The sequence below is a fragment of the Citrobacter sp. wls615 genome, assembly GCF_005281355.1.
Lineage (GTDB): Bacteria > Pseudomonadota > Gammaproteobacteria > Enterobacterales > Enterobacteriaceae > Citrobacter > Citrobacter werkmanii.
This window is the reverse complement of sequence record NZ_SZXM01000084.1, coordinates 205,620-216,451: the sequence shown is the minus strand read 5'-3', so window position 1 is coordinate 216,451 and position 10,832 is coordinate 205,620. Positions and strand designations below refer to the sequence as shown.

The 10,832-nt window shown below is 53.5% G+C and carries 8 protein-coding genes; 2 read left to right on the top strand and 6 right to left on the bottom strand.

Annotation, left to right across the window (positions count from 1 at the left end; all coding sequences use genetic code 11):
* Positions 1–55: 55 nt before the first annotated feature.
* The 4 genes from frdD to frdA are packed head-to-tail and all read right to left on the bottom strand — an operon-like array spanning position 56 to position 3,346.
* Positions 56–412 carry a fumarate reductase subunit FrdD gene (frdD, locus tag FDX04_RS21685; protein ID WP_003025535.1) on the bottom strand — a complete coding sequence of 119 codons (357 nt, stop codon included), beginning with the start codon at positions 410–412 and terminating at the stop codon, positions 56–58.
* A gap of 10 nt (positions 413–422) precedes the next feature.
* Complete coding sequence (gene frdC, locus FDX04_RS21680) at positions 423–818, bottom strand: fumarate reductase subunit FrdC (protein WP_006686290.1); 396 nt, start codon at positions 816–818, stop codon at positions 423–425.
* 10 nt (positions 819–828) lie between these two features.
* The gene (gene frdB / locus FDX04_RS21675) at positions 829–1,563 is read right to left on the bottom strand and encodes a fumarate reductase iron-sulfur protein (protein ID WP_006686291.1); all 735 of its coding nucleotides are present in this window, start codon (positions 1,561–1,563) and stop codon (positions 829–831) included.
* On the bottom strand, positions 1,556–3,346 hold the full coding sequence (gene frdA / locus FDX04_RS21670) for a fumarate reductase (quinol) flavoprotein subunit (protein WP_038636496.1): 1,791 nt from the start codon (positions 3,344–3,346) through the stop codon (positions 1,556–1,558). The genes frdB and frdA overlap by 8 nt, the downstream gene beginning before the upstream one ends.
* Positions 3,347–3,670: 324 nt before the next feature.
* Between frdA and epmA the strand changes: the two genes are divergently transcribed.
* A complete protein-coding gene (gene epmA / locus FDX04_RS21665; RefSeq protein WP_003830517.1) occupies positions 3,671–4,648 on the top strand; it encodes an elongation factor P--(R)-beta-lysine ligase in 978 nt (325 codons plus the stop codon).
* A 213-nt stretch (positions 4,649–4,861) separates the two neighbouring features.
* Positions 4,862–6,364 carry a glutamate/gamma-aminobutyrate family transporter YjeM gene (gene yjeM, locus FDX04_RS21660; protein WP_137361603.1) on the top strand — a complete coding sequence of 501 codons (1,503 nt, stop codon included), beginning with the start codon at positions 4,862–4,864 and terminating at the stop codon, positions 6,362–6,364.
* Positions 6,365–6,446: 82 nt separating this feature from the next.
* Here the strand turns inward: yjeM and mscM are convergent, their stop codons facing one another.
* Together mscM and asd are read right to left on the bottom strand one after the other, a co-directional pair.
* Positions 6,447–9,761: a miniconductance mechanosensitive channel MscM gene (gene mscM, locus FDX04_RS21655; RefSeq protein ID WP_137361602.1), complete on the bottom strand. Its 3,315-nt coding sequence runs from the start codon at positions 9,759–9,761 to the stop codon at positions 6,447–6,449.
* Between the two features lie 17 nt (positions 9,762–9,778).
* Positions 9,779–10,747: an archaetidylserine decarboxylase gene (gene asd / locus FDX04_RS21650; RefSeq protein WP_061382723.1), complete on the bottom strand. Its 969-nt coding sequence runs from the start codon at positions 10,745–10,747 to the stop codon at positions 9,779–9,781.
* Positions 10,748–10,832 lie beyond the last annotated feature (85 nt).

Sequence of the window (10,832 nt, the reverse complement as noted above, 5' to 3'; positions counted from 1 at the left end):
ATCCTTAACTGATCGGTATTGCGCCAATGGCGGGCCTGATAGTTAACGCATGCGATTAGATGGTCAGGATACCAATGGCCGTTACAACGGTCAGGATAGCTGCCAGTCCATAGAATACCCATTTGCCAGCAGGCACGTGGATTTTCAGGTCATGCATCGCGTGGTGCATACGGTGTAAACCGCACCACAGCGGCAGGACAATCATCAGGAACAGGAATGCGCGACCGATAAAGCTCTGCGCGAATGCCAGGACGCGTTCATAGCTGAAGGCATCAGGAACAAAGCCCAGCGGCAGCATAATGCCTACCAGCAGGATCATTACCGGCGCAATGATTGCGCTCCACATACCGCCTGCACCAAACAGGCCCCAGAATACGGGTTCGTCAGAGCGTTTTGGATTTGGATTAATCATTCCGGACTCCTTACCAGAACAGGGCAACAAACAGTATTACTACTGTCGCAACCACAGTAACCGCCCAAAGCCCTTTGATGATTGGCTCTGGCCCCATTTTTTCGTCTTTTACGATGATGTTGGCCGCTTTCGGCGCCAGCTCAAACCAGGTCTTGGTATGCAGCAGCGCGGCTGCCAGGGCGATGATGTTAAGGATCACCACCACCGGGTTCTGCAGGAACCCGACAAAGCCAGCCCAGGATTCCACACCGTGCTTAAGCGCAAACAGGCCGAAGATCAGTTCAATACTGAACCAGACAGCCGGAACGGCTGTGCCTTCACGCAGCATGTAAAAGCGATAAAACGGCAGTTTTTTCCACCAGGTGGACGTCATTGGCCGCACATAGGCGTTGCGTTTAGTCGTCATGTTGCACTCCTTAGCGTGGTTTCAGGGTTGCGATAAGAAAGTCTTTTGAACTTTCAACTTTACCCTGCTGAATGGCCGCAGCCGGATCGACGTGTTTCGGGCAGACTTCGGAGCAGTAGCCCACGAAAGTACAACTCCAGACGCCGTTCGGGCTGTTCAATTGAGCCATACGCTCTTTCTTACCGTGGTCGCGGCTATCTTCGTTGTAACGATGCGCCAGCGTAATCGCAGCCGGTCCAATGAACTCAGGGTTCAGGCCGAACTGCGGGCACGCGGCATAGCACAGACCACAGTTGATGCAACCGGAGAACTGATGATACTTCGCCATCTGCGCCGGAGTCTGGGTGTTTGGGCCCTGATCCGGTGTACGCGGGTTACCGATGATGTACGGTTTGATCGCTTCCAGGCTTTCGATAAAGTGCGTCATGTCGACGACCAGATCGCGCTCAATCGGGAAGTTGCCCAGCGCTTCAACCTTCATACCGTTGGTGTAATCACGCAGGAAGGTTTTGCACGCCAGCTTCGGCACGTTGTTGACCATCATGCCGCAGGAGCCGCAGATTGCCATACGGCAGGACCAGCGATAGCTCAGGTCCGGCGCCAGGTTATCCTTGATGTAGCCCAACGCATCGAGCAGAGACGTGGTTTCATCGTAAGGAACTTCGTAGAAAGCACTGTGTGGCGCGGTATCGGTTTCCGGGTTATAGCGCACCACCTCAACTTTCAGGTTTTTCATCTCAGCCATTCGCCTTCTCCTTCTTATCGGCTGCTTCCGCTTCGCCACCGTAAACACGTTTAGCCGGTGGCAGAGTGGTGATTTTCACGTCGCTGTATTCCAGGCGAGTCGTGCCGTCAGCATCGCGGAAGGCGAGGGTGTGTTTGAGGAAGTTCACGTCGTCACGCTCGGTGCAGCCTTCATCCAGACGCTGATGCGCGCCGCGGGATTCTTTACGCGCCAGAGCGGAGTGCGCCATACATTCAGCAACGTTCAGACCGTGACCCAGTTCGATGGTGTACAGCAGGTCGGTGTTGAAGACGCTGGAGGTATCAGTGATACGCACGCGCTTGAAGCGCTCCTGCAGCTCAGCCAGCTTATCAACGGTTTTCTGCATGAGTTCCGGCGTACGGTAGATACCGCAACCTTCTTCCATGGAGATCCCCATTTCGTCACGGATCTTAGACCAGTTTTCGTTACCTTCCTGGTTAACCAGATCTTTCAGACGTTTTTCAATACCGGCAACCTGTGCATCAAGCGCGGCACTGTTTGCAGCGCCAGCCGTTGCAGCACGTTCCGCAGCCTGCTCGCCGGCCATACGACCGAAGACCACCAGTTCCGCCAGGGAGTTAGAGCCCAGACGGTTAGCGCCATGCAGACCAACAGAGGAACATTCGCCGACAGCGAACAGACCTTTAATGCGGGTTTCACAGTGCTGATCGGTTTCGATACCGCCCATGGTGTAGTGTGCGGTCGGACGTACCGGGATCGGCTCTTTAACCGGATCGACACCCACGTAGGCTTTCGCCAGCTCGCAAATGAACGGTAAACGTTCGAGCAGTTTTTTCTCACCGAGGTGACGTAGGTCGAGGTGAACCACATCGCCACGCGGAGTGGAAATGGTGTTGCCTTTGCGCCATTCGTGCCAGAAAGCCTGAGAAACTTTGTCGCGCGGACCGAGTTCCATATATTTGTTTTTCGGCTCGCCCAGTGGGGTTTCCGGACCCATGCCGTAGTCTTGCAGATAACGGTAACCATTTTTGTTGACCAGAATACCGCCTTCACCACGGCAGCCTTCAGTCATCAGGATACCGGAGCCTGGCAGACCCGTCGGGTGATACTGAACGAATTCCATATCACGCAGCGGAACGCCGTGGCTCAGCGCCATGCCCATACCGTCGCCGGTTACGATGCCGCCGTTGGTGTTGTAACGGTAAACGCGACCTGCGCCGCCCGTTGCCATCACGACTGCGTTAGCACGGATCTGCACCAGCGTGCCTTCCATCATGTTCATCGCGACGACGCCGCGAGCATGACCATCGTCAACCAGGATATCCAGAACGAAGTGTTCGTCAAAGCGTTGAATCTGTGGGAACTGTAAAGACGTTTGGAACAGCGTATGCAGCATGTGGAAGCCGGTTTTATCCGCGGCAAACCAGGTACGCTCGATTTTCATGCCGCCGAAGCGACGTACGTTGACGCTACCGTCTTCACGACGGCTCCATGGGCAGCCCCATTGTTCCAGTTGCGTCATTTCAGTTGGGCAGTGGTGGACAAAGTAATCCACGACATCCTGCTCACACAGCCAGTCTCCGCCTGCTACCGTATCGTGAAAATGGTAGTCAAAGCTGTCATGATCCTGCGCGACAGCAGCAGAGCCGCCTTCGGCAGCAACGGTATGGCTGCGCATTGGGTACACTTTTGAGATCAGTGCGATTTTAGCGTTGGGATTTGCTTGTGCGGCAGCAATTGCAGCACGTAATCCCGCGCCACCGGCGCCTATAATGGCAAGATCGGCTTGAAAGGTTTGCACGACATTCCTCCAGATTGTTGTTATTTCATCCCCGCCTGAACTCAGATGCTTCATCGGCTTCAAACAGGTTATGAACGCGTTTCCACTGCTCCTTTATAGGTACAATAGTATAGTCTTAGGGATGTGCGGGAAATTTGACGTGTTCGATTTTTTTAGCGTGTCAAAGGGGGGAATTATCATTGAATTTGATTAATTTAATTACTAAACCACCCCATGTCGCTTTTTTTACCCGATTGCCTGTGCTGATTACTACCGCGTGAAATTTGTCTCGTTAGCGCGATACGAGTAGACTTCGTGCCCTTGTCTTAAATCGGAGAAACAACCATGAGCGAAACGGCAACCTGGCAGCCGAGCGCGTCCATCCCCAATCTGTTAAAACGTGCAGCAATTATAGCGGAGATTCGCCGCTTTTTTGCCGATCGTGGCGTGCTTGAGGTTGAGACCCCTTGTATGAGTCAGGCAACGGTAACGGACATCCATCTGTTCCCGTTCGAAACACGTTTCGTCGGCCCTGGACATTCCCAGGGAATGAATCTCTATTTAATGACCAGTCCGGAATATCATATGAAGCGCCTGCTGGTGGCAGGATGTGGCCCGGTATATCAACTGTGTCGCAGCTTTCGTAATGAAGAGATGGGGCGTCATCATAACCCTGAGTTCACCATGCTCGAGTGGTATCGTCCCCACTACGATATGTATCGCCTGATGAATGAAGTGGATGATTTGCTCCAGCAGGTGCTGGACTGCTCTCCGGCGGAAAGCCTTTCTTATCAGCAGGCCTTCCAGCGTCATCTGGAGATAGATCCACTGTCTGCAGACAAAACCCAACTGCGGGAAGTGGCGGCTAAGCTGGATCTCAGCAATATCGCCGATACCGAAGAAGACCGGGACACCTTACTGCAACTGCTGTTCACGATGGGCGTTGAGCCGCATATCGGCAAAGACAAACCGACGTTTGTTTATCATTTCCCCGCCAGCCAGGCATCATTGGCGCAAATCAGTACCGAAGATCACCGCGTGGCTGAGCGTTTCGAGGTGTATTACAAAGGTATTGAACTGGCGAATGGTTTCCATGAGTTGACTGACGCGCGCGAGCAGCAGCAACGGTTTGAACAGGATAACCGCAAACGTGCCGCACGCGGCCTGCCACAGCAACCTATCGATACCAACCTGCTTGAAGCGTTAAAAGTGGGCATGCCGGATTGCTCTGGCGTGGCGCTCGGCGTTGACCGTCTGGTGATGCTGGCGTTGGGCGCGGAAAGCCTGGCTGAGGTTATCGCATTTACCGTCGATCGCGCGTAATTCACGCTCTCTCAATACAAAGTGGCGGAGAAACCGCCACTTTGTAGCATATTTTTTCAATTACCCTCTAATAGCCACAATTTACATCTGGATGTTTGGTATCTTTCAGGTATCAATTCTGTGTTAATTTTTTATCGCTGAACTCCGCAATGAGAGCAGTGCCAATCGGTGAGCGGCGTTTGTTAAACGCTTGCCAGAGTAAGGGATGGTTTAATGACCCAAACAATAAAAAAGATGAGCCTGATTGGTCTCATCCTTATGATATTTACGTCTGTTTTTGGTTTTGCTAACAGCCCCTCCGCGTTCTATTTAATGGGGTATAGCGCGATTCCATGGTATATATTTTCCGCATTATTATTTTTTATTCCATTTGCTTTAATGATGGCGGAAATGGGTTCTGCCTATCGGAAAGAAGAGGGGGGAATCTATTCGTGGATGAATAATAGCGTTGGCCCACGCTATGCGTTTATCGGCACGTTTATGTGGTTTTCTTCCTATGTGATATGGATGGTAAGCACGGCGGCAAAAGTCTGGGTACCTTTTTCGACCTTCTTATTTGGCGCAGACATGACGCAGCACTGGCGTATTGCGGGGCTTGAGCCTACGCAGGTTGTCGGTCTGCTCGCCGTCGGCTGGATGATTCTGGTGACCTGCGTGGCCTCACGGGGGATTAATAAGATTGCCCGTATTACGGCTGTAGGCGGAATTGCCGTAATGTGTCTTAATTTAGTTTTGTTGTTAGTGAGTGTCGCTATTTTGTTATTAACGGGTGGCCACTTTGCGCAGGATATTAATTTTATCTCCTCGCCTAATCCGGGATATCAGTCCGGTCTGGCAATGTTGTCATTTGTTGTATTTGCTATTTTTGCTTACGGCGGAATTGAGGCCGTGGGTGGACTGGTAGATAAAACAGAAAAGCCAGAAAAGAACTTCGCGAAAGGGATTGTCTTTGCCGCTATTGTCATTTCTGTCGGTTATTCACTGGCGATATTTTTATGGGGCGTTAGCACCAACTGGCAACAGGTATTAAGTGATGGCTCGGTCAACCTCGGCAACATTACTTATATCCTGATGAAAAGCCTCGGGATGACGTTGGGTAATGCGCTGCACCTTTCCCCGGAAAGCGCGATGGCGTTGGGCGTATGGTTCGCGCGTATCACCGGTCTTTCTATGTTCCTCGCCTATACTGGCGCTTTTTTCACGCTCAGCTACTCGCCGCTGAAAGCGATTATTCAGGGAACGCCGAAGGCATTGTGGCCCGCGCCGATGACCAGGCTGAATGCGGTGGGGATGCCGACGACGGCAATGTGGTTGCAGTGTTTACTGGTGAGCCTGTTTATCCTGCTGGTTTCGTTTGGCGGCGACACGGCTTCCGCGTTTTATAACAAACTGACCCTGATGGCGAACGTCTCAATGACACTGCCGTATCTGTTCCTTGCACTGGCTTTCCCATTCTTTAAAGCGCGTACGGATCTGGAAAGGCCGTTTGTGATTTTTAAAACGCGGGCGGCGACGTTATTGACAACAGGCGTGGTGGTATTGGTGGTGACGTTTGCCAACGTGTTCACCATCATCCAGCCGGTGATTGAAGCCGGGGACTGGAACAGCGCATTGTGGATGACCGGCGGCCCGATCTTCTTCTCGCTGCTGGCGATGGCGATTTATCAGAACTATAGCCGTCGCATGGCCAACGAACCTGAGTGGGCGGTGGAGTAACCGTCCTGGCGTCTCCGGCCTACAAAGAAGCATCTTCGTAGGCCGGATAAGACCATCCGGCATTTCTTGCCTGAATCATGCGCTACAAACTTCCCGCCGGGCGGTTGCCTCTGCCCGCAGAACTTAACGTTCTCCCCGTTTGTTTACCGCCAAGGCTCTCCAGACGCATCTGGAACGGTGGGAATGGCATATCAATACCGTGTTCGCGGAAGCCTGCCAGAATCAGCTGGTGGATCTCATGACGCAGCGGCATGCGGTGTCCCATCTCTGCGGCATAAATACGCAGTTCGAAGATTTGAATCCCTTGCTGCAGGTCTACCAGAAATACTTCTGGCGCCGGGTTATCGATAACCAGCGAACAGCGCTGTGCGGCAGTCAGCAGAATCTGCGTAACCTCCTCGCTGTTAGCCTCTGACGGCGCCGGGATAGTTAACACCACACGGGTGACGGAATCTGACAACGACCAGTTGATAAACTGCTCGGTGATAAAGGCCTTATTGGGCACGATGATCTCTTTGCGATCCCAGTCGCTGATGGTGGTGGCGCGAGTATTAATTTTTGTCACACTACCGGTTAGATCGCGAATGGTCACCGTGTCGCCAATGCGAATCGGTTTCTCAAACAGGATAATCAGGCCGGAAATAAAGTTGGCGAAGATCTCCTGCAAACCAAAGCCCAGACCAACACCGAGAGCAGCCACCAGCCATTGCAGTTTGGACCACTCAATGCCGATCATCGAGAAGCCAACCAGACCGCCAATCAGCATCAGCAAATACTTGGTAATGGTGGTAATGGCGTAACCGGTGCCAGGGGTTAAATCCAGATGTTGCAGCAGCGCCAGCTCCAGCAGCGCGGGCAGGTTGCGCACTAACTGGGTGGTGATGATAAATACCAGTATTGCGATGAGCACCGCGCCCAGCGTGATTGGCTCTAAGCTTTCCACGCCCTGAACCGTAGAGGTGACATCCCACAACGAGATGTTTTCCAGGAAGCCAAATGCGGAATGAATTTCTGACCACAGCACAATGACTGAAAGCAGGGCGATAAGCATCAGAATTGAGCGCACCAGACGTAGCGATTGTGCGCTGATCGCGTCGAGATCCACTTCGCTTTCATCAACGTCAATTGCGCCTTCAAGACTGGTGGAGTGCGGCGGTTCTTCTTCACCTCGTGCACGCTGCGCCAGCATTTCGGCGCGTCGATGCTTGGCGCGGTCGAACGCCAGGCGGCGGCGCTGGATCAGCATCCAACGGCGAATAACGTGATACACCACCAGTAACAAGAACCAGATAGCCACGGACGTTTCCAGACGTGCCAGTAGAGCTTGTGATGTGGCGAGATAGCCGACTGCGGCCGCGAGGATGGCAATCAGCGGAGCACCCATCAACATATTCCACAGCATGCTGTTGACCATGTTATCGCTGTTGCCCTCTTTATCGAGGTACAGCGGTATCCCGGCGCGCTTCAGGCTCAGAGTCACGACCGCCAGTGCGCCGCAAATCAAGATAAAGCACAAGCGTCCCAATGAGGCGGAGAATTCCCGGTCATTGAGGTTATCAAACATGATTACCGCCATGATCAGCGGGACAATCAGCCCGATACTCATCAGGTAATAGTGCATGGCCTTCGCGACGCGATTACGCGGCCAGCCAAAGTGGGCAATGAACAGACCGTTAGGGCGTGCAAAGGTGGCGCAAATCATCACCGCCCACAGCATGGGCACCGTGGCGGTTACGCCATCGCCGATAGCGACGGCCAACGGATAAGGCCAGGCTTCCTGCAAGCCGTAACCCAGGGTGGCCCACAGTACCGGTAGCGGTGAGGCGACGAGTATCGACCAGAATACCGTGCGTATCGTCAGCCAGAAGTGGTCCTGGGTCACTTTACCCACCCGTGCGGACGAGCGTTCAAGAAAGCGGGTGAAGTGTTTGCGGGAAGAAAGGCTAAATCCAACCAGCACCAGCGCACCGAAAAGCGGTAGCAGCGTTTCCTTGCTGGTCAGCATCATGATGCTGGCTTTACCTAACTGATTAAAGGTATCTAATGAGATAAGACGCCGCAGATCCTGAACAATGTCGACAGGCCATGAGAGGGAGATAGGGCTGACGTCAGACGTCCAGAACAGATAGCGGTGTGTCGCTTCGTTGACCTCTTTTAGCGCATCTTCCAGTTGGCTATTGGAGACTTTTAGCTTGGTCAGTTCAAGGATCAGCGTATCGCCACCCTGTAACAGTGAGTTCAGCAATTCACGCTGAGTGCGCAACTGGGCGTTGAGGATGCTGCTCTGTTCCGCGGTCAGCGGTTGCCCATCGGCCTGATGGATCTGGCGCAGTTGCGGCTGTTTGTTGAGGAGATCCTCATAGCGCATGCGGTGTACGCGAAGCTGCGCCATTTCAGTATCTAACTGCTGAGGTTTGGGCATTTCGGGCAGACGAGATACCTGTGCGCGTAGTGCTTCTCCCAGCATATTCGAGACCCCAAGCCACTGGGATTGTTCGCGCAGCGTATTCAACGCCTGACGCACCTGCAGCGTTTGGCTGGTGGCCTGACGCTGTTGCGATGCGACCAGGTCCATTCGCTGTGCCTGTTGGTTTAAGGCCTGGGACAGTTCGCGGTTAACCTTGAACTGGTCAACAATGCCTTCGGGCAATCCCGCACTGTTTTCCGCCAGCAGTTCGGTGCTCTCCAGCGCTCGCTCAGCTTCACGCTGCCGCTGACTGTTGAGTTGATTACGTAATGCCTGCAGATAGGCGTCGAGCTGCTGGCTCTGTTTTTCTGCCAGTTCTGAGCGCATACGCGCCAGTTCCTGACGGTTGTTGGCGGAAAGCTGCGCCAGCTCCAGTTCATCGACCAGGGCTTTGAGTTTGGCTGATTCAGCCTGCATCGCCTGATTCTGCGCGGGATTGGCGTTGGCGGTACCAATACGCCGCTCAAGCTCATTTAGCTGGCGGCGGGCATCGGTTTGCTGTTGAGGGAGCTGGCTTAACGAGTCGGCGATTTCCCGGGCGCGATCCTGCTCCTGCTGGGCCTGACGACTCTTTTCCAGCAACTGACTGCTGACCTGGAGGATCTCCTGGTTTAACGCATCAGTTGTCAGTCCGCTTGGTACGTTGCGCGGTTCGTCACGCAGATTGCTAAGCTGTGCGCGTAGCGTTGCGGAGAGCTTGGGGAAGTTATCAATAACCTGCTGATATTGCGCAGCGCGCTCAAGAGAGCCTTTACGCTCCTCAAGGGCATTCAGTGCGGACTGGAGCGCCTCAACGGTTTCTGGCTGAGCGGGTTTCGCCGCCTTGGCCTGCTCCAGTTCCTGGGTGAGTTGTTTGGCGTCGGGGGCCGTCGCAGCGTACGCCCCCAGGCTGAGGCACCAGGCCATCAGAAAAGTGATAATCAGGCGCACAGCAGCGATTCCTATGTTTAAGTTTCGTCTTTTTTGTCGTCAACCAGCGGGCTGGCATCGTGTTCTGCTTCGATCTCTTCTTTCGGCAGTGGGGCAGGTTCTGCCTCTGGCGTCACGAAAGTCTCTGTTGAGATGGCCATTGGCTGACCGATTTTCGTGACTGAGAGGTCCTGCAATTGCTCAACCAGGTTAACTTTGCCCGGTGCAAACAGGTTGATGACGGTAGAACCGAGCTTAAAGCGGCCCATTTCCTGACCTTTGAGCAGTGCCACTGACCCTTCGCTTTCGCCTTCCGGCCAGGTCCAGCGTTTAATTACGCCTTCACGCGGCGGGGTAATGGTGCCAGCCCAGACGGTTTCAATGCTGCCAACGATAGTTGCCCCGACCAGAATTTGCACCATCGGGCCAAACTCGGTATCAAACAGGCAAATAACGCGTTCGTTACGGGCAAACAGGTTCGGTACGTTTTGCGCCGTCAGGATGTTTACAGAGAAGAGGTCACCCGGCACGTACATCATTTCGCGCAGGATACCGTTACAGGGCATATGTACGCGGTGGTAATCGCGTGGTGATAAGTACGTGGTCACAAACGTACCGTTGCGGAATTTGTCCGCCATCTGGTAGTTGCCGGCCAACAGCGCTTCAAGCGTATAGCTGTGCCCTTTGGCCTGTAACAGCTTGTCTTCTTCGATGTTACCTAATTGGTTAATCACACCGTCAGCAGGCATCACCAGTACATTAGGATCGGTGTTAATTGGACGAGCTTCGTCGCGCAGGGGACGAACAAAGAAGTCGTTAAAGGTGCGATAGCTGGCTGTATCCGGCTTTTGCGCCTCTTTCATATCGACCTTGTAATATTTCACGAACAGATCGATCACCAGTTTGGTCAGCCATCCCGCTCGTTTGCTCGCACCCCAACCCGCCAGGCGAGTGAGCCATAGTTTCGGCAGAATGTATTGTAGCGAAAGCTTAAATGAGTTTAACAAGGTAGCCTCCAGGCCATAATTTGTTCCCGATCCGGCATACGGGCCGGATCCTGAAAAAGGGGGACGATTCTAGCGATGCTTAGCT